Below are 18,509 nucleotides of genomic sequence, written 5' to 3'. Positions count from 1 at the left end.
GACCCCAGAGCCGCGATCCGATCTGAAGCCTCCGGCGAGCGTGACCGTCTCGTGCCGTCGGTCCGCCGCAGAGTTGACGCCTCTTCGGCTTACTTGGATTCGACTCGTCCGAGCGGGTTGGGATCGCTCGTCAGCGCGTCACGCGCCGCCTGCCAAGCGGAATCCCCGGGGTAGAGCTCGGTGCGGAGGTAGGCCCAGGTGAGCCGCTGGACCGCGGACACTCGCTCGGGGTTCTCGTCCGTGGTCTCGGCGACGTCGTATCCGGAAACCCCGCCGAGCCCGTGCTCCGCGTCGAACAGGGTGAGCAGGGACTTGCGGCCCGGGGAGAGGAAGTACGGATCGGCGTGCCAGTCCGGGCCCCGGACCGTCAGGTGGTCGGAGGCGTCCTTGTCGCCGGCGACCACGAGCGTGGGCGTCGTCATCTCGGAGAAGTCCGTGGTCAAGAAGAATGAATAGTTCTCGGCCACGAACTCGGTGACGGCATCGCCGCCTCTGCCGGGCGCGGCAAGCAGTACACCGGCCTTGATTCGGGGCTCGGCCAGGTTCACTTCCGTTCCGTCGTCCGGATCGGTGAGCCGGGCGCCGAGCAGCAGGCTCGCGGTGTGCCCGCCCATCGAGTGCCCGGCCACGGCGACCTTGCTGTGGTCCAGGCGCCCGAGGAGCTGCGGGACGGCGGCCTCGATCACGTCGAGTCGGTCGAGGATGCGCTTCATGTCCTCGGCCCGTGATCGCCAGTGCATAGGCGCCCCGGGCGTACCGGGATCCAGGCTCAGCGTCCTCGAACTCAGATGGGTGGGCTGGATCACGACGAAGCCGTGCGCCGCCCAGAAGTTGGCGAGGGGGGCGTAGCCGTTCAGCGAGGAGAGGTGGTTCGAGAAGCCCTGACCGTGCGAGAGGAGGATGACCGGCAGGTCGCTCCCGGTCACGGGCGCGGAGACGCGCACCTCCAGGTCCACGCCTCGGCCGGGAGCCGGCAGCGCCACGGGGCTGACCGACAGGACTGGAGTGGGCGGAGTGAAGGTGTGGGTCGGGTAAGTCGATTCACTCATGATGCGTATTTCCCTTCAATGACCTGAGCTGCCGGTCTCATCGGCTGACGGCCGGTGAGGCGGTCGGGCCCGGTCAGCGGAGTCCGGCTTCAACTCCACATCAAGCGGAGCGTTGTTCCGATTAACATACGGAGCGACGTTCCGCTTTGTCAACGGCCGCCGGCCGGAGGCGACCGCGACCCCCGCCGATACCGACCGGGGACGGCGGCGCGCTCCCGACGCCGGAAGGTTCGCGAGGCGAGCGGGGACCAACCGGCCGACGCGGCGCACGAACGCCGACCTGACGGTCCAGAGCGCGAGGAGCGCATCACCCGGCGTCGATCCGGACCGGTTCAGGCAACCCTTGCAAGCACCTGAGAAGGCGCGGGTGCCCGTGTTAGCATCGCCCCACCAATTGCCAGGAATCCTGTTGATTGGCGGCACGGCTCGACGATCGGAACCGCATGTCTCTCCTTGCCCGGCCCGGAGTGGCCTCCTTCGCCGCCAAGTCGATACAGCGCCTCGCCGTGGCGGCAGACCGGCGCCCGAGCGGCCGCGGTTCGGCGGCCGCCTCACACGGCCGCTTCCCCGAGTTCCCGCGCTCCGTACGCGAGTTGACGGTCCCGACCTCGGTCGCTCCGGCCCGGGTTGTGGTGTACCTGCCGACGTCTGAGGGTCCGCCGCCGCCGGTTCACGTCAACTTCCACGGTGGCGGGTACGTGATGCCGCTGACGGAGATCGACGATCCGTTCTGCCGTTTCCTCGCCGCCGAGGCGGGGGTGGCCGTGGTCAACGTCGACTACGTCGTGGCCCCGCAACACCCTTTCCCCGCCCCGCCCCGGCAGGCCTTCGAGGTCGTCCGGTGGATAGCCGAGCACGGCAGCGAGCACGGCTGGGACGGCAGCCGCCTGTCCGTGGGCGGACAGAGCGCCGGAGGCGGTCTCGCGGCGGCCGTCGCACGCCAGGCACTCGAGGAGGGCGGGCCCGGTATCGCCCTGCAGGTCCTGCACTACCCGCCGTTGGACCTCGCGACGAGCGCCCGGGACAAGCGCGCCGCCATCGCCAAGCCGGTGCTGCGCCCGTGGATGGGAGAGATCTTCGACAGCTCGTACGTCCCGGACCCGCGCGAGCGCGCCGACCGACTGGTGTCCCCCGCGGGCGCGGCCGACACCGCCGACCTCAAGGGAATCGCCCCGGCTCTGGTCGTCACGGCGGAGTACGACCTCCTCAAGGCGGAAGGCGTGCGCTACGCCGAGCGTCTTCAGCGGGCGGGCGCCCTCGTCGAGCACCACGACGTGCTCGGGGCCGATCACGGGTACGACGGCAAGGACGACAAGAAGGCCCTGGAGACCTACGCCGTGATCGCCCGTCATGTGCGGCGGGCCCTCAACCCCGAGTCCCCCGAGGCCGGTCGAGCCGCACCGCACGCCGGGTGAGCAAGGCGGCTCGGGGGCGGTCGAGCGGGCGGAGCCCAGGGCGGACGAGGCGCCCGCCGCACGCCGGACGCCCCGACCACCCGCTCCTCCATCCCCCTCTCCATGGAGGTGACTGTCAGCCCGGCGAGCGGGCCTCGGGTGGCGTGATGCCCAACTTGTCCGCGTTCTGCGTCAGTTCACGCCACACCTTCGCCGTCACGGGTACCCCCTTCTCGGCACGCCGCACACCGGTGGTGCCGTCGTGACGACGCCGCTGATCACCACGCGCTCGGCGGCCGGAGAGAACCGCATCACCAGCGGCATGAGCGCCTATCCGGTCGGCTCCGGGGCTCCGTTGCACTCGCACAACTGCGACGAGCACGTGACGATCCTCGACGGCGAGGCGGAGGTGGTGGTCGACGGCGAGGTGACGAAGCTGGAGCGGTTCGACATCACGTACGTGCCGTCGCCCGTCCCCCATCTGTTCCGCAACATCGGCGACCGCCCGCTGCGCATCCTGTGGGTGCACACGCCGGGCACGGTCACGCGTACGTTCACCGAGACCGGGGGGACGGTGGAACACCTGTCGGCACAGGACCAGATGGGCCGAGAAGGGCCATGGATGCCGCTGTTCGTATCTGATCCGGACATGCCTGAGGCCGGGCCCCGCCAGGTCCCGGCCTCAGGCATGTCGTCGCGGTCAGCCGGTGGTGGCCAGCTGCTGGGCGGCGTCGGGCCGCGGGGTCTGCTGCGGGCCGCGCAGGCCGGTGAGGGCGACGAAGACCGTGGCGAGCACGGCGGCGATGGCGAACGCCGTGAAGCCCCAGCTCTCGGACTTGGCCGCGACGAGCCGGCCGCCGAGCCACGGTCCGAACACGGCGCCGAAGCGGCCGATGCCGGACACCCAGCCCACGGCGGTGGCGCGGCTGTCGTCGCTGGAGCGGCCCGCCACCGTCGCGTAGATCATGGCCTGCGCGCTGAAGAGGAACAGGCCGGTCAGGAAGACCACGACGTAGGTGAGCGGCAAAGCCATGTGGATGCCCAGCAGATAGACGCCGAGGGCGGTGGCCGCGAACCAGACGGTGGCGACGCGCGCACCGCCGAAGTGGTCGGAGAAGCGGCCGGCGATCAGCATGCCGGCGATGCCGCCGAGGTTGATGACGATGACGAAGGACAGCGAGGAGCCGAGCTCGTAGCCCGCGCCGCGCATCATGGTGGGCAGCCAGTTGCTGACGCCGTAGACGAGCAGGAGGCCGCAGAACGAGGCCAGCCAGAACAGTAGCGTGGTGCGCCACAGGCCACCGCGGAACAGGGCGATGACGGCGCTCCAGCGTTCCCCGGCCGCGGGGCGCTCCGCCGCGGGGGCGGGCAGTTCGACGTCGTAGCGATCGGCGAGCTCGCGGGCTTCCCGTGTACGTCCCTTGGCGATCAGGAAGTTCAGTGACTCGGGGAGGTACTTGACGATCAGCGGGACGCCGATGAGCAGCGGGACCACGCAGATCCAGTAGGCGACGCGCCACTGGCCGGCGCCGGTGGTCCACAGGCCGACGAAGCCCGCGAGGATGCCGCCGGCCTGGTGGGCGGTCATCAGCGTGCCGACGATCAGGGCGCGGCGGCCGCGCGGGGCGTACTCGGCGACCATCGTGATCGTGGTGGGGAGCAGACCGCCGAGGCCGAGACCCACGATGAACCGGCCGAGTCCGAAGACACCGAGGCTGGGGGCGACGGCGCAGAGGGCGGACGCGAGCGAGAAGACCGCCGTGCAGGTGATGATCACCTTCTTGCGGCCGATCCAGTCGGTGACCGTACCCGCGGACAGCGCGCCGATCAGCATCCCGAAGGTGGCGTAGCTGCCGAGGTCGCCGGCCTGGGACGGCTGGAGCCCCAGGGCGTGCTCGGCGAGCATGTTGGGCAGCACGGAGCCGTAGACGAACATGTCGAGGCCGTCGAAGAGCACGACCAGCCAGCACAGGCCGACGACCAGCGTGGCCAGTGCGGTCCCACGGGCGCGCAGGTCTGGGGAGGGAGACATCTTTGTTTCCTCTCGTCCGGGAGAAGTGTCCCTGGAGGGGATGAGTGAGGCGGGTCGGTGCGGCTCGAGCGGCTGACCCGATGGTGCGCACGACGCTAAGGTTCCGGTTCCCCAAGTGTCAACGCTTTTGTCAACAATCTCAGCAACAATCCAGCCAGGTGTTCGGAGAGGCTGCAGCAGAGGTAAAACAGCAGGTGAAACGGCCATGGGCGGCACACAGCCGGGTGCCCCCCTGCCTGTTTCGCTGACTTGTTCTCAGTGGTCCGCGTGCGGGTCCACCGGCGGTGTGCCATGGGTGTGGAAGGACTCGATGGTCTTCAGACCCCACGCCTGTCCCTTGGCCCGCTCGGCCTGGGTCCACGTGATCAGGGGCCAGTCGGGGGCCAGTACGAGACGGGTGAGCGGGTTGCACAGCTCGATGCGGTTGCCGCCCGGCTCGTAGACATACAGGAAGAACGTCTGCTGGATGGCGTGCTTGTGCGGGCCCGTCTCGATGAACACACCGGTGTCGAGGGCGAGATCGGCGGCGCGCAGGATGTCCTCGCGGGTGTCGGTCGCGAACGCGATGTGGTGCAGCCGCCCGCGCGAGCCCGTCCAGTCCTCGGTGTAGACGACGTCGTACGACTTGTTCGTGAACGTCAGCCACTTCGCGGAGATCCGGCCGCCGTCGAGCTGGATCTGCTCGGTCGGCCGGGCGCCCAGGAGGTGCTGGTGGAAGTCGGCGTTGGCGGCGACGTCGGCGGCCAGGTAGTTCACGTGGTCCAGGCGGCGTACGCCCACACCGTGACCGGGCTTGGCCTGGGGCTGGTTCTTCAGCCCCGGCTTCAGTTCGTCCGGGGCCCGATACCACTCGGACTCCCAGTACAGGGCCAGTTCGTGGCCGTCGGGGTCGGCGGTGACGTAAAGCGGGCCGAGGCCCGGCTCGTCCTCGGTCCAGCGGCCCTGGTGGCCGGCGGCCTCCAGTTCCTTGACCCTCCGCTGCAGGGCCTCCTCGCTGGAGGCGCGCAGGGCCGTGCGGCGCAGGCCTGAGGTCTTGTGCGCGGTGAGGACGAGGCTGTGGTGCTCGTAGTCGTCCCAGGTCCGCAGATAGACCGAGTCACCGCCGCGGCCGTTGACCGTCAGACCGAGGTAGTCGGTGAAGAACCGCAGACTTCCGTCCAGGTCCGGGGTGAGCAGTTCGACGTGCCCGAGGTGGGCGATGTCGCCGAGGGGCGGGGCCATACAGGCCTCCTTAAGGGTGGAGTGCGGCTCCGGCCGGCCGGGGGAAGACCGTACCGTCGAAGATCTTGCGTGCGGTGCGGACGACGGCGGTGCGGCGGGCCATGGGGGCGGTCCCCGAAGTGCCGTCGTCGATCTCGCTCTCGATGTCGAGGAATCCGGTGGGATGCTCGATGCGCAGCCGTCCGCCGTTCTCGGGCAGACGGGCGACGTCCTGGCCGACGCCGCCGTGGACGCGCAGCCCGGCGGCGACACTTGCGGCTCCCAGGACGCCGATGGCGGTGTGGCAGCGGACCGGGATGAAGGTGCGGGTCATGACCGCGCCGCCGTTCGTGGGCGGTGCCAGCAGGCTGAGCTTGGGCACGGTCGTCTCGCTGACGTCGCCCAGGCCCATCAGCAGGCCCGCCTCCAGGCGGATCCGCTGGAGCCGGTCGTGCAGGGTCAGGTCCTCCTCCAGGTCCCGCGGCCTTTCGTAGCCGGTGACCTGCAGGGAGGAGGCGGCGATCAGCACGGTCGGCATGCCGTTGTCCACGCAGGTCACCGGCGTGTCCGCGACGATGTCCCGGGCGTGCCCGGTGGGCAGCAGGGGGCTGCTGCCCCGCTCGAACTCGATCACCACGGGTGCGGCGGTGCCCGGCACGCCCGAGATCTCGGCCGGCCCCGCGTAGGAGACGCGCCGGTCCGGCGTGGGGAAGGTGGCGGTGGCATGGTCACCGCCGTTGACCATCCGGATCCGTACCGAGGTGTGCCCGTCCCGGGCGGCGACCAGACCGCGTTCGACGGCGAACGGGCCGACACCCGCCAGGAGGTTGCCGCAGTTCTGCCGGTCGGAGACCTCGGCCCGGTCCACCCCCACCTGGAGGAAGAGGTAGTCGACCTCCGCGTCGGGGCTCTGGGAGCGGGAGACCACCGCGACCTTGCTGGTGAGCGGGTGCGCTCCGCCGAGTCCGTCGATCTGCCGGGGGTCCGGGCTGCCCATGACCCGCAACAGCAGGTCGTCACGCGCCCCGGCGTCGGCCGGCAGGTCCTCGGCAAGGAAGTAGGCGCCCTTCGAGGTCCCACCGCGCATCAGCATGCAGCGCAGCTCCTCGCCGGTGCTCATGACACGGAACCGTTCCGCGCGTACTCGTCGTAGGCCTGGTACCGCACCCCGAGCCGTTCGAGGGTCTCGCGCAGGCCGTAGCGGTCCAGGCCCAACTGGCCCTCGGCGAAGGCGGCCCGGGAGGCGTCCTCCTTGGCCGTGCGCGCCTCGGCCGCCTTGACGGCCGTACCGGCCTGCTCGCGGGGTACGCACACCACGCCGTCGTCGTCGGCGACGATGACGTCACCGGGGCGGACGACCTGTCCGCCGAGCACGACGGGTACGTTCACCGAGCCGGCCGTGGCCTTGACCGTGCCCTGGGCGCAGACGGCACTCGACCAGACGGGGAAGCCCATGGCACGCAGGTCGGCGGTGTCGCGCACCCCGGCGTCGATGATCAGGCCGCGCACCCCGCGGTACCGGAGCGCGGTGGCGAAGAGGTCGCCGAACATGCCGTCGGTGGAGGGCGAGGTGGTGGTGACGACGAGGATGTCGCCCTCGCGGCACTGCTCGACGGCCGCGTGGATCATGAGGTTGTCGCCGGGCCAGCACAGGGCGGTGACCGCCGTGCCCGCGATGCGCACGTCCTGCTGGATGGGCCGGAACCCGGGGCCGAGACTGCCGGTGCGGCCCATGCCCTCGTGGACGGTGGCCACACCGTAGCCGCCGAGTGTCTCGACGTCCTCGGCGTGGGCGCGCGGCGGGTTGGTGACGATCAGGCCGCTCATGCCAGCTCCTCCGTGACCTGCGGGTAAGGACGCATGTACGCCTCGCCGTAGGTGGCGTGGGGCAGGCCGAGGTTGGGACCCGCGTTGCGCTTGAGCTGTACGCCGCGCCGCTTGCCCAGGTCGGTGTAGTAGTCCCACAGGTGCTGCTGGGCGGCGAGGCACTCCATGGCCTTGCGCTTGGTCTCCCAGACCGGGGTGATGTCGAGGAGGACCTCGGGCCGGAAGCCGCACATCTCCGGCTGGTGCGGCTCGAAGAAGAACACCGGCGGGGCTCCGATGATCTCGCCCTCGGAGGGGTAGCCGATGGCCTGGGCGAGGACACGGGCGTCCAGGGCCATGCGGGCGGCCGCAGGATGGTCGCCGTTGTAGGGATCGTCCAGGGGGTGGGTCAGGACCACGTCGGGCTGGGTGTCGCGGTAGATCCGCACGAGCTGGTCGGTCAGTTCCTGAGTGGCGAGCAGAGGGTAGTCGCCGGCGTCGAGGAAGCGCACCCGGGCGCCCAGGGTCGAGGCCGCCGCCTCGGCCTCGGCACGGCGGATCTCCTTGATCTCCTCCAGCGACTTGCCCTCGCGCCAGGCTTTGGCGGACTCACCGCGCTCCCCGTAGGTGAGGCACGCGATGGTCACCTTCTCTCCACGGGAGGCGGCCAGGGCGATGGCTCCCCCGGCCCGCCAGACGAAGTCCCCGGCATGCGCGGTGATGACAAGTGTCGATCGTGGGGTGGTGGGCGCCTTGCCGTGCGTCATTGCTCACATCTCCTTGGTGGACAGGCCGGATGCCCCACCCCCGCGACGTCATTGGCGCAGCGCGTCGATGACTCCCGCGAGGTGGGTGCGGACGGCCGCTTCGGCCGCCTGCGGGTCCCGGGCCCTGATCGTCTCGATCATGGCCAGGTGCTCACTCAGGGACTGCTGAGGACGCCCCGGTCTCAGCGCGAGCTGGAAACGGTGGCGCACCAGCTGCCCGTTGAGCCGCTCCAGCAGCCCCACGGCGACCTGCTGGCCGGAGAACTCTCTGATCCGGTCGTGCAGTTCGTGGTTGAGCTGGGAGTAGACCAGCGGCTCGCCGCCCGCCACCGCCCTGGACATCGCCGTGCCCAGCTGATCCAGCTGCTCCAGCTGGTCCTCGCTCGCCTCCACGGCCGCCTTGGCGGCGCAGAGGCCCTCCAGGACCATGCGGCACTCGGTGATGGCCACCGCTTCCTCGACCGTCACCACCCGCACCCGTGAGCCGCGGTTGCGGATCCGCTCGACCAGTCCCTCCGACTCCAGCTCGATCAGCGCCGCCCGGACGCTGGCCCGCGTGACACCGAACTGCTCGGCGAGTTCGTTCTCCACCAGCCGCTGGGCCGGTGCCATGTCGCCGTGCAGGATCGCCTGCCGCAGGTGCACCAGTGCGTGCTGCTTGGCCTGCTCGCCGGTGCCTGGACGGGCTTCCTTCGGCATCGCGCCCTCCCTGAGTGAGTGCCTGTCGAACCTAAAACGAACCCAACAAGATTGTCAACAATTTTGTTCTCTATATTGCCGACATGCTCCGCCGGTGGTCCGGTCACGCGCCACCACAGGGCACTGACCGGCCCCAAGCGCCCCACGGCCGCTCGACAGGGGGACGTCACCGCCCCATCTCCCAGGCCGGACAAGGGCGCAGTTCGTGTAGTGGACGCCCGGGGGGCGTCCGCCGCCCGGGGCACGACCGTCGAGGATCCGTCGCGGGGCGCGCCAACTCGACGCCGGATCCGTTTCTTTGGAGGGGCCGGACCGGGCGCGCGCCATGCGCCGCACGAGCCGAGGGCGACGGCCGGGACCGCCCCGACCAGCCCCGATCTGGGCGGGCATCAGTCACTCAACGCCAAAAGAAAGTAAAGGGAGTTACCCACGGCACCACGGCCCACTTCCCGTGCCCCCAGGGCCCACCTGCCGCGCTTGACTCGTTGTCCCTATATGCGTAGGTTGGATATGGGTTGAACAGAAAACATACGTTTTGCCTGGCGAGAGACAAACAATCTCAACATCCCGACCGACTACATCCCGACCGACGACAATCCGGTCGTCGGTCAACAGACGGACGGGCGCCCCGCCGCGAGGTTCGCTGCACTTCAGCAGCCTGGTGGGCCCGATGCCGCGCGATCAACGCGCGAGTCGGCGACGGCAATCCCGTCACTCTCAACGCCGATGTACCGGACCCTTATCGCGAACGTCTCAGTGCCTCCATGGTGCCGACGTCACCGCGGCCGTGCAGAGCCGGCACCTGTCTACGCTCCCGGGAAGGGAAAGCACCATGCGGATCATCACTTCTAGGACGTTCCGGCTGGTCGCCAGCCTGTTCGCCGCTCTGGCCCTGGCGTTCGGCACGGCTGGCATCGCCAGCGCGACCAGTTCCCACTCGGATCACTCCTCCGATTACTCCTACAGCAGCAACTGGAACCACGACGACGGAGGCCATGGAGGCCACGGAGACCACGGAGACGACGGCGGCTACGGCGGCGGTGACTACGGTGGTGGAGACCACGGCGGTGGTGGAGACCACGGCGGTGGTGGAGACCACGGCGGTGGCGGAGACCACGGCGGTGGCGGAGACCACGGCGGTGGCGGAGACCACGGCGGCGGTGGAGACCACGGCGGCGGCGGTGGCGGCCACGGCGGCGGCGGGCGCTGACCCCAGCAGTCGTAACTGACATCTGAAGATTGACAGCCTGTCATCTCGCCGAAGACGGCTGGTCTTCTCCGAACGGTCCCGCGTCGCGCCAGCGACCCGGGGCCGTTCGGCGTGCGGCCCTACGACCTGCGCTGGCGGTCGTCCATGGTCCCGGTACCGTCGCGACAGAACCGATGGGGGCGTGCTGATGGCCGGTGCGCGGCGCGTGACGCTGAGCGACGTCGCCGCGGCCGGCGGAGTCTCGCGGGCGACCGCGAGTTTCGTACTCCACCGTGATGGCATTGCCTGACCACGACTCCCCGTTGCCGGAAGTGCGGCTGCGCCTCGCCCGGCAGACCGTGACCACTCTGGGGCTCGCCCCGCAGGCCTCCTTCGTCGTGCCCCGTCCGAGGACGGCCGGCACCGGCGCCGTGAAGGCCTTCCTCGCCGCGCACGGGACCGTGACGGCGGTCGCGGCCTTCGACGACGGCATCGCCCTGCGCACCCTGACGCAGCACGGCGCGCGGCGACGTCGACTACGCGGCTCGGCGATAAAGGCCCGTCAAAAGTTCGATGGCGGCGGGGGCGGCGGGGTGCGGGTCGTCCCGCCACCAGGCGAGCCGCACCGCGATGGGCTCGGCGTCGCGCACCGGCCGGTAGACGACGCCGGGGCGCGGGTACTGGTGTGCGGTGGACTCGGCCGTCATGCCCACACAGCGGCCCGTGGAGATCGCGGTGAGCCACTCGTCGACATCGCGGGACTCCCTGGTCACCGGGCGGGAGTCGGGCGGGAACAGCTCCGTCGTAGTGGTGCCGGTCCTGCGGTCGATCAGCAGGACGCGCCCGCCGAGGTCGGCGAGTCGCACCGAGCGGCGCCCGGCCAGCGGATCGTCGGCGGCCAGGGCGCACAGCCGCCGTTCCAGCCCCACGATCGCGGAGTCGAACCGCCGGTCGTCCAGAGGTCTGCGCACCACGGCCGCGTCGCAGGCCCCCTCGGCAAGGCCGGCGGTCGCGGAGTTGACACGGACGAGCCGCAGCTCCGTCTCGGGATGCGCCCGCGCCCAGTCGCGCTGAAAGGCCAGGGTGTGACGGCCGAGTGCGGACCAGGCGTACCCGATCCGCAGCGAGACGCGCCCCGACGTGGCCTCCTGGACCAGGTCGGCCACCTCGCCGAGTACCCGCCGGGCATGGGCCAGCACACGCAGTCCCGTCACCGTCGGAGTGACCCCGCGGGAGGTGCGCCGCAGCAGCCGCACCCCGAGGGCGCGCTCGAGCGAGGCCAAGGTGCGGGACACGGCGGCCTGGGAGACCCCGAGCGCGATCGCGGCGTCGGTGAAGGTGCCCTCGTCGACGATCGCGACGAGACAGCGCAACTGCCGCAGCTCCACATTCATGACGGAGGCGCCCACGACATTCGCGTCCTCGACGGAAGCGTCCCCGACGGAAGCGCCCTTGCCGGAAGCGTCCTCGGCTGAAGGATCCATGACTCAAGCGTATAGACGGACCGGATGATGCATTTTGCGCAAGAGCCCCGGCCTCCCAGCATCGAGACATGCACGCAGCTTCCGCACGCCCGGCAGAACCCGCGCGTCGCACTCCCCCGGCGCCCACGGCCCCGAAGCCGGGCGGCACGCGCCTGTCCGGCGTGGTCATCATGGTCGGCAGCGGCCTGTCCAACCAGACCGGTGCCGCTATCGGCTCCCTGGCCTTCCCCGTCCTCGGCCCCGTCGGCGTGGTCGCGGTGCGTCAGTACGTCGCCGCGATCGTCCTGCTGGCGGTGGGCCGTCCCCGGCCGCGGACGTTCACCTGGGGGCAGTGGTGGCCGGTCGTGCTGCTGGCGCTGGTGTTCGGGGCCATGAACCTCTCCCTATATACGGCGATCGACCGCATCGGACTGGGGCTGGCGGTGACCCTCGAGTTCCTCGGCCCCCTCAGCATCGCGCTGGCCGCCTCCCGCCGCCGCGTGGACGCGTGCTGTGCGGTGATCGCCGCGGCGGGCGTCGTCACGCTGATGCGTCCGCGCCCCTCCGCCGACTTCCTCGGAATGGGCCTGGGGCTGCTGGCCGCCGGCTGCTGGGCGTCGTACATCCTGCTCAACCGCACCGTCGGCCGCCGTATCCCCGGCGCGGCGGGGTCCGCTGCCGCCGCCGGGCTCTCCGCCGTGCTGTTCCTGCCGGTCGGCGTCGCCGTCGCCGCCCGGCACCCTCCGACACCGACTGCGGTCGGCTGCGCCGTGGCCGCCGGTGTGCTGTCCTCCGCGGTGCCCTGTCTCGCGGACCTGTTCACCCTGCGCCGCGTCCCGGCCCCGGCCTTCGGCCTCTTCATGAGCGTCAATCCCGTCCTGGCCGGTCTGGTCGGGTGGATCGTCCTCGGCCAGGGCCTGGACTGGACGGAGTGGACGGGCATCGGCGCCGTCGTCGCGGCCAACGCCCTCGGCATCCTCGCTTCACGAAGTTGACGGACACCTCACGGACCTGACGGGCACCCGGGCAACGGACTGCCCCAGAAGAACGTTTCGGCGAAAACGCCAGACCGCGCCACCCCTTCCGCCACATAGAAATATCTACCAGCATGAACACTCCGGGTCGGCGCCCAGGTGCGGGTTCCGCATCCGAGTGCGCCGCTCCACACCTGGTCAGACGGCCTGCGAGTGCCCTGGAGTTGGTCATGCCGGATGTGATGTGGATGCAAGGTGTCGAGTGGCTCGCGGCGGCCGCCTCGGACCCCCGGACCTGCAAGCGGGAGTGGGATCAGGGTTCGGGGACCGTACTCATGGAGGCCGGGCGGTTCTGGGACGTGCTCAGCGTTCCCGAGCAACTCGGGCTGCTCGCCCTGGACATCCTGTGGAACGACCCGCTGCGTGCCCCCGGCCCCACCCTGGTGGACACCGCGTCGCGGAGAGTGGGCTTCTTCCTGCCGCCGGACCCCGCCAGCCGCTGGGTCGGCTCCGGCCTCCGACACGCGGGCAAGGGCTCGTGGGTCGCCGTACCAGCGCCGTACCGCGCCGCGAGATTCCTGGAATGGCTCATTCCGCCCGACGGGACCGGAGCCCTGCATGCCGCGGTCCCCCTGGAACTGGCGTTGCAGCGGGCCAACGGAACGCTCGCCGTCCTGGCACCACCGCCTGGAGGGTGACCGTCGCTCCGCGGCAGCGCGCGGAGGGGTTCACCAGCCCAGCAGGCCACGGGGTACGGGGACGGCGGGTACGGGGACGGACGCGGTCTCGGGTTCGGCCGGTACCGGTCCGGCGGTCTTCTCGTCCCGCCTCTCCACCCAGGGCTCGACCTGCCAGGCCTCGCTCTCGAAGGGGCTGGAGGCTGCGAAGGAGGCCCACAGCACCGCGACCACCTCGCGGTGCTCCGGAACCACCCGGTCCTTGGCCCGCCACTCCGCGACCAGTTGGGCGTAGATCGGCGGGTGGCCCAGACGCCCGTCCGTCAGCTCGGCGTAGCGCCGGCCCACGAAGCCCTGCTCCGGACGGCGCCGCCGGGCCGTGTGAGTGCTGTCCATGTCGGAGCAACGGCAGTGCGTGCGCCGGTGGTACGCGCCCGTGGCACCGCTCACCGAGTCGGGTGAACGCGCCGCCCGTTCGGAGCCATGCCCCTGTCCGACAAGCATCTTCACGCATCAACGCGCTCACGCCGAGCATGGTCCCGCCGAGCATGGTCCGGGTCAGCTCCCCGCGCCGGGGGCGACGGCGGCCTCCGGTTCCGTAAGCACGGAGTCGGCGTCCGCGCGGGCCGAGGCAGAAAGCCGGCCGGCCCGCTGGACCGGCACAAGGAGCGCTGCCAGCGCCGCGGCCAGACAGAGCAGGGCGAGCAGAGTGAATCCGTGGGTGTATCCGGAGCCGTAGGGAAGGCCCGAGGACTGGAGCCGGCCGGTCACCAGAACGCTGGTCACGGCCGCGCCGATGGACCCGCCGATGGTGCGGATGTTCGCGTTCATCCCGGTCGCGGCGCCGGTCTGCCCGGGCGGCACGCTGCCGACGATCAGGTTGGCCATCGAGGCGAAGGCGAGTCCGATACCGAGGCCGAAGATGCCCGCGGCGAAGGCCACTTGCCACTGCTGGTCGTGCCACAGGGCGAGGAAGCCGCAGGCGACCGCACCGAGCGCGGCACCGGTCGTGAGCAGCTTCTTGGCGCCGAGGACGGGCTCCAGCCGACCGCTGAGCACACCCGAGCAGAACATGGCGAGCAGCATCGGCAGCATGAGCAGTCCGGCCGCGGTGACACTGGCGCCGAAGCCGTATCCGGCGGAGCTCGGGGTCTGTACGAAGCCGGGGAGGAAGGACCAGATCGCGTACATGCCCGCACCGAACAGGAGCGCGGTGGTGTTGGTGGTCCACACCGCGGGCAGCCGCATGACGCGCAGGTCGATCAGCGGGGTGCGGGAGCGTGCCTCGGCCAGCAGCCACAGCGCGAAGAGCAGGACGGCGGCGGCGAACAGCCCGATCACCCGGGCCGATCCCCAGCCCCACTGGCCCGCCTGGCTGAGCGGGAGCAGCAGCGCGACCAGCCAGCCCGACAGCAGGACGGCACCGAGCCAGCTGACGCGTCCCTCGGCCCGGCTCGGGGATTCGGGGACGTAGCGCAGGGCGATCAGTGTGGTGACCGCGACGACGCCGACGGGCAGCCAGAACAGCCAGCGGTAGTCGAGCGCGGACACGATGGGACCGGCCGCCACCAGTCCGACGCCGCCGCCCGCGGCGATCACGGCGGACAGGTTGCTGATGCTGGGGCCGACCTCGGCCGGGGTGAACTCGTCCCGGATGATGCCGAAGGAGAGCGGGAACAGCGCTCCGCCTATGCCCTGGACGACCCGGGCGACGATCAGCACGCCGATGTTCGGCGCGAGCGCGGCGAGCAGACAGCCGAGCGTCACGGTCACGAGGACGGCGACGAGGGTGCGCTTCTTGCCGATCAGGTCGCCGACCCGGCCGAGGATCGGGGTGAAGACCGAGGCGGACAGCAGGTAGGCCGTCATCACCCAGGTCACGGTGGACTGCGAGGTGTTCAGGGCGTGCTGGACGGTCGGCAGGGCCGGTGCGATCAGCGACTGGAGCATGGAGAACACGCCCGCACCGGTCGCGAGGACCGCGAAGGTGAGGCGGGTGGACTTCGTGGGCATGAAAAGCCTCTCCGAACGGATCGGAACGGAACGAAACAGAGCAAGCGGAACGGCCGCTCAAGGAGCGGGGGCGGGCTGCGTACGGCCCGTTCGAGGTCACAGGGGGTACAAGCGCGTCGACGGTGCGTGCGGGCGCACGCCACCACGGGGAGCGCACCCCGACTGCTAAAGTGGAGGTATGCCTCCACTGTAACGGAGGCATACCTCCGCTTCAACCTTCTTCTCGGCCGGGAGGCACCAAGTGACGGCTCAGCCGTTCCCCGTCAGCGGGATCGTGGCGTCCCGGCGCCCGCACCGCAAAGACGCCGCACGCAACTACGACGCCCTGCTGGGCGCCGCGCGCGAGGCCTTCGCGGAGCACGGCGCGGAGGCGTCCCTGGAGGACATCGCCCGGCGCGCGGGCGTGGGCATCGGCACCCTCTACCGGAACTTCCCCACCCGCCGCCACCTCTTCGAGAGCGTGTACGCGGACGAGGTGGACGCTCTGTGTCAGGTGGCTCTGGAAGTCGCCGAGCGGGAGCCCTGGGAAGCGCTGACCTCGTGGCTGCGGCGGTTCGTGGACTACACCGTGACCAAACGGGCCATCCGCGAGGCGCTCGACAACGAGTCGGAGATCTTCCTGACCTGCCGGGACTCGATGTACCAGGCGGGCGGCCCGCTGTTCGAGCGGGCGCAGAAGGCGGGCGAGGCGCGCGCGGACATGGACTTCGACGACCTGCTGCGCATGGTCGCCGGGATCACCTCGACGAACTTCCTCGACGACACCCAGCGCGACCGGGTCCTCACGGTCGCGCTCGACGGCGTCCGCGCCACGCGCTGACATCGGCCCGGGGCAGCAGGGGACCCCTACCCCTTCGTGAGCCCTGTCGCCCGCCGCCTCGCCGTCCACCGCCCCGTCGTCCACTCCGCACTTACCCTCCAGTAATATCTCGCGGCAGTCCCCTGGAGGAGGAACCGTGCCACGGTCGGAACGCTCAGCCCTGTTGCTCGCCGGTCTGCTGGCCACCGCCGGTGTCGGTCACTTCATGTCGCCACGGCAGTTCGACGCGACCATTCCGCGGGCGCTGCCGGGGGCGCCCCGGACCTGGACGTACGCGAGCGGCGTCGCCGAACTGACGCTGGCCGCCGGGGTGGCGGTGCCCCGTACCCGGCGGGTGGCCGCACTGGCCACCGCGGCCTTCTTCGTCGGGGTGTTCCCCGCCAACGTCCAGATGGCCGTCGACTGGCGCCGGCGTCCCGCTCCGCAGAAGGCCGCGGCGATCGCGCGACTCCCCTTGCAGGTGCCCCTTGTACTGTGGGCACGCAGCGTTGCCAAGGGTGGAAAGGGTCAGTCATGACGCGTGGTGTCGATGTGGGCGACAAGGTCGAGGACTTCGTCCTGCCGGACGAGACCGGTACGGAGCGCACGCTGACCGAGCTGCTCGGCGAAGGACCGGTCGTGCTGTTCTTCTACCCCGCCGCCCTCTCCCCCGGCTGCACCACCGAGGCGTGCCACTTCCGTGATCTGGCCGCCGAGTTCACCGCCGCCGGCGGGCGGCCGGTCGGCATCAGTGGTGACGCGGTCGACAAGCAGCAGGAGTTCGCCGGGCGTCACACGCTCGGGTACCCGCTGCTGTCCGATGTCGACGGCACGGTCCGCGAGCGGTTCGGAGTGAAGCGCGGCTTCTCCCTGGCACCCACGAAGCGGGTCACCTTCGTCATCGCGCAGGACCGCACCGTCCTGGAAGTGGTGCGCAGCGAACTGCGGATGAGCGCCCACGCGGACCGGGCCCTCGCCGCGCTGCGGGCCCATCAGGGCTGACCTTCGACTCCCCCGCGGCGGCCGGGTCGTCCTGCCTCGGACCGGCGCGCCGCGTCACTCGCCGTTGCCCGGCGGCCCGACGACATGAAGGTCGTACGCGCCCACCAAGCCGACCGCGGCGTCGAGGCCGAGCGACGGGGGCAGTTCACCGGCAAAGGCCACCGGGGTGCCGTTGCGGGTGAACCATTCCGCGATCCCGGTCGGCACCGAGGTCACGAGCAGACGGGATTCCCGGCTGCGCACGACATGGCGGCGCGGGACGCCGCGGGCGCCGAAAGCGACGTCGCCCGGGCCCAGGTCGTACTGCTGCTCTCCGACGAAGAAGGTGATCTCACCTTCGAGTACGGCCCAGATCTCGTCGTCATGGGCGTCCACGTGCATGCTGAACCTTCTCTTCGAGGGGCGGTCGAGCGGGACCTCCTCCATTGTGCGAAGCGGTGGCTCGAGGAAGCTTCAGTCATCTGACTGGTCCGTCCGCCCGGCTGCCGCGCGGGTCAGCACCGCGCCGAGGCCGGAAGATCGGCCCGCTCGTCACCGCGGAGATACAGGGCACTGACCCAGCCGTTGCCGATGCCGGGGCCGCCGGAGAGGTAGATCCAGACGTGGCTGGTGGAGCCGTGGTCGACGACCGTCTCGCCGGAGAGCCAGCAGAAGGCGGGGTAGCTGTACCCGGCGCGCAGCCTGCCGATCGTGGAGTGGCCGCTGCCCGGGCCGGATCGAATGGGCGCGTCGTCGATGGGCACGACGGTGTACGTCTCGTAGGCGGCCTGTCGCGTGAGGCCGGCCGGCGCCGCGGCCGAGGCGGTGCCCGCACTCAGCAGGCCGCACGCGAGCACGGCTCCGGCGAGGACGGCGGCGGCCTTGCGTCGGATGTTCATGGATGAACTCCCTGGCACGGAGGGATGATCGCGGTGAATTCCGGTGAGTTCCGCTGCCTTCAGCACTGGGCTGAGGCCGACAGATTCGCGTACTGGTCACCCTTGAAATAGACGGCGCTGCTGAATCCGTCGGCGAATCCGATCCAGATGTCGTTCGTGTAGCCGTGGTCCGTGATGGTCTGCCCGTGGGTCCAGCAGTACGCCGTGTAGGACTGACCGGCGGTCAGGGTGGCCAGGTACGCACTGTCCTTCGTCGGCAGCTTGCGGACCTTGACGTTCTCGTAGGGCACGACGGTGTACGACTGCTCGGCGGGCGCGGCGGCTGCCAGGCCGGCCGGGACGAGGAAGGCGAGCGTCGCGGCGCACGTGGTGATGACGGCCGGAATACGGCGCATGGGAAATTCCCCCTGTGTGGTGTTTCGCTGTCGACCACCGCCACAGTGGGCGCCGAGGGAGCGCGGCGGCAATGCCATTCAACGGTGTTCGAAGTGAGCGCCCGGCCCGGGAAGATGGAGCGCGGGTGTACTGCCGTTGTCGCTGCGGTGGTCGGCCGGCGTCCATATGTCC

The 18,509-nt window shown here is 70.6% G+C and carries 20 protein-coding genes and 1 pseudogene; 8 read left to right on the top strand and 13 right to left on the bottom strand.

Annotation, left to right across the window (positions count from 1 at the left end; translation table 11 throughout):
• Positions 1 to 89: 89 nt before the first annotated feature.
• Positions 90 to 1,049, bottom strand: a complete 960-nt coding sequence (locus ABZ656_RS06555) for a chlorophyllase (protein WP_360265197.1) — start codon at positions 1,047 to 1,049, stop codon at positions 90 to 92.
• Positions 1,050 to 1,492: 443 nt separating this feature from the next.
• On the opposite strand from ABZ656_RS06555, the gene ABZ656_RS06550 reads away from it, so the two are divergent.
• Both ABZ656_RS06550 and ABZ656_RS06545 read left to right on the top strand, forming a co-directional pair.
• Complete coding sequence (locus ABZ656_RS06550; RefSeq protein WP_360265194.1) at positions 1,493 to 2,464, top strand: alpha/beta hydrolase fold domain-containing protein; 972 nt, start codon at positions 1,493 to 1,495, stop codon at positions 2,462 to 2,464.
• Positions 2,465 to 2,765: 301 nt separating this feature from the next.
• A pseudogene (locus ABZ656_RS06545) lies at positions 2,766 to 2,960 on the top strand (cupin domain-containing protein); the annotation flags it as partial.
• 183 nt (positions 2,961 to 3,143) lie between these two features.
• Here ABZ656_RS06545 and ABZ656_RS06540 read toward each other — a convergent pair.
• From ABZ656_RS06540 to ABZ656_RS06515, 6 genes are all read right to left on the bottom strand, one after another.
• Entirely contained in the window at positions 3,144 to 4,475 is a 1,332-nt protein-coding gene (locus ABZ656_RS06540; protein ID WP_360265191.1) for an aromatic acid/H+ symport family MFS transporter, read from the bottom strand.
• A 255-nt stretch (positions 4,476 to 4,730) separates the two neighbouring features.
• Positions 4,731 to 5,696 carry a catechol 2,3-dioxygenase gene (locus ABZ656_RS06535; RefSeq protein ID WP_360265188.1) on the bottom strand — a complete coding sequence of 322 codons (966 nt, stop codon included), beginning with the start codon at positions 5,694 to 5,696 and terminating at the stop codon, positions 4,731 to 4,733.
• Between the two features lie 10 nt (positions 5,697 to 5,706).
• Positions 5,707 to 6,795 carry a 4-oxalomesaconate tautomerase gene (locus ABZ656_RS06530; protein ID WP_360265185.1) on the bottom strand — a complete coding sequence of 363 codons (1,089 nt, stop codon included), beginning with the start codon at positions 6,793 to 6,795 and terminating at the stop codon, positions 5,707 to 5,709.
• Positions 6,792 to 7,502: a 4-carboxy-4-hydroxy-2-oxoadipate aldolase/oxaloacetate decarboxylase gene (locus ABZ656_RS06525; RefSeq protein WP_101406854.1), complete on the bottom strand. Its 711-nt coding sequence runs from the start codon at positions 7,500 to 7,502 to the stop codon at positions 6,792 to 6,794. Before ABZ656_RS06525 ends, ABZ656_RS06530 begins: the two co-directional genes overlap by 4 nt.
• A complete protein-coding gene (locus ABZ656_RS06520) occupies positions 7,499 to 8,248 on the bottom strand; it encodes a PIG-L deacetylase family protein (RefSeq protein ID WP_101406855.1) in 750 nt (249 codons plus the stop codon). The genes ABZ656_RS06525 and ABZ656_RS06520 overlap by 4 nt, the downstream gene beginning before the upstream one ends.
• Before the next feature lie 48 nt (positions 8,249 to 8,296).
• On the bottom strand, positions 8,297 to 8,947 hold the full coding sequence (locus ABZ656_RS06515) for a GntR family transcriptional regulator (protein WP_101406856.1): 651 nt from the start codon (positions 8,945 to 8,947) through the stop codon (positions 8,297 to 8,299).
• A 995-nt stretch (positions 8,948 to 9,942) separates the two neighbouring features.
• Here ABZ656_RS06515 and ABZ656_RS06510 point away from each other — a divergent pair.
• Entirely contained in the window at positions 9,943 to 10,176 is a 234-nt protein-coding gene (locus ABZ656_RS06510) for a hypothetical protein (protein ID WP_360265180.1), read from the top strand.
• 496 nt (positions 10,177 to 10,672) lie between these two features.
• Here ABZ656_RS06510 and ABZ656_RS06505 read toward each other — a convergent pair whose 3' ends face one another.
• Positions 10,673 to 11,530, bottom strand: a complete 858-nt coding sequence (locus ABZ656_RS06505; protein WP_101408364.1) for a LysR family transcriptional regulator — start codon at positions 11,528 to 11,530, stop codon at positions 10,673 to 10,675.
• Positions 11,531 to 11,688: 158 nt separating this feature from the next.
• Here ABZ656_RS06505 and ABZ656_RS06500 point away from each other — a divergent pair, with 158 nt between their 5' ends.
• Both ABZ656_RS06500 and ABZ656_RS06495 read left to right on the top strand, forming a co-directional pair.
• Positions 11,689 to 12,594, top strand: a complete 906-nt coding sequence (locus tag ABZ656_RS06500) for an EamA family transporter (protein WP_360265177.1) — start codon at positions 11,689 to 11,691, stop codon at positions 12,592 to 12,594.
• 209 nt (positions 12,595 to 12,803) lie between these two features.
• Positions 12,804 to 13,271: a hypothetical protein gene (locus ABZ656_RS06495; RefSeq protein ID WP_101406858.1), complete on the top strand. Its 468-nt coding sequence runs from the start codon at positions 12,804 to 12,806 to the stop codon at positions 13,269 to 13,271.
• Between the two features lie 30 nt (positions 13,272 to 13,301).
• Here the strand turns inward: ABZ656_RS06495 and ABZ656_RS06490 are convergent, their stop codons facing one another.
• Positions 13,302 to 13,646, bottom strand: coding sequence for a hypothetical protein (locus tag ABZ656_RS06490; RefSeq protein ID WP_129592372.1), 345 nt, complete (start codon positions 13,644 to 13,646; stop codon positions 13,302 to 13,304).
• Positions 13,647 to 13,808: 162 nt separating this feature from the next.
• Positions 13,809 to 15,263: an MFS transporter gene (locus tag ABZ656_RS06485; RefSeq protein ID WP_101406860.1), complete on the bottom strand. Its 1,455-nt coding sequence runs from the start codon at positions 15,261 to 15,263 to the stop codon at positions 13,809 to 13,811.
• A 241-nt stretch (positions 15,264 to 15,504) separates the two neighbouring features.
• Between ABZ656_RS06485 and ABZ656_RS06480 the strand changes: the two genes are divergently transcribed.
• The 3 genes from ABZ656_RS06480 (at position 15,505) to ABZ656_RS06470 (ending at position 17,064) form a co-directional block, all read left to right on the top strand.
• The gene (locus ABZ656_RS06480) at positions 15,505 to 16,083 is read left to right on the top strand and encodes a TetR/AcrR family transcriptional regulator (RefSeq protein ID WP_101406861.1); all 579 of its coding nucleotides are present in this window, start codon (positions 15,505 to 15,507) and stop codon (positions 16,081 to 16,083) included.
• A 136-nt stretch (positions 16,084 to 16,219) separates the two neighbouring features.
• Positions 16,220 to 16,600: a MauE/DoxX family redox-associated membrane protein gene (locus ABZ656_RS06475; protein ID WP_360265172.1), complete on the top strand. Its 381-nt coding sequence runs from the start codon at positions 16,220 to 16,222 to the stop codon at positions 16,598 to 16,600.
• Complete coding sequence (locus tag ABZ656_RS06470) at positions 16,597 to 17,064, top strand: peroxiredoxin (RefSeq protein ID WP_101406863.1); 468 nt, start codon at positions 16,597 to 16,599, stop codon at positions 17,062 to 17,064. Before ABZ656_RS06475 ends, ABZ656_RS06470 begins: the two co-directional genes overlap by 4 nt.
• A 54-nt stretch (positions 17,065 to 17,118) precedes the next feature.
• Here ABZ656_RS06470 and ABZ656_RS06465 read toward each other — a convergent pair whose 3' ends face one another.
• The 3 genes from ABZ656_RS06465 to ABZ656_RS06455 form a co-directional block, all read right to left on the bottom strand.
• Positions 17,119 to 17,490 carry a cupin domain-containing protein gene (locus ABZ656_RS06465; RefSeq protein WP_101406864.1) on the bottom strand — a complete coding sequence of 124 codons (372 nt, stop codon included), beginning with the start codon at positions 17,488 to 17,490 and terminating at the stop codon, positions 17,119 to 17,121.
• Positions 17,491 to 17,558: 68 nt separating this feature from the next.
• On the bottom strand, positions 17,559 to 17,942 hold the full coding sequence (locus tag ABZ656_RS06460) for a hypothetical protein (protein ID WP_101406865.1): 384 nt from the start codon (positions 17,940 to 17,942) through the stop codon (positions 17,559 to 17,561).
• Between the two features lie 59 nt (positions 17,943 to 18,001).
• Complete coding sequence (locus tag ABZ656_RS06455; protein WP_360265168.1) at positions 18,002 to 18,337, bottom strand: SH3 domain-containing protein; 336 nt, start codon at positions 18,335 to 18,337, stop codon at positions 18,002 to 18,004.
• Between the last annotated feature and the right edge of the window lie 172 nt (positions 18,338 to 18,509).

It is taken from the genome of Streptomyces sp. NPDC007095 (assembly GCF_040634475.1).
Classification (GTDB): Bacteria; Actinomycetota; Actinomycetes; order Streptomycetales; family Streptomycetaceae; genus Streptomyces.
The sequence above is the reverse complement of the archived record's forward strand: the minus strand, read 5'-3'. Positions and strand labels throughout refer to the sequence as shown.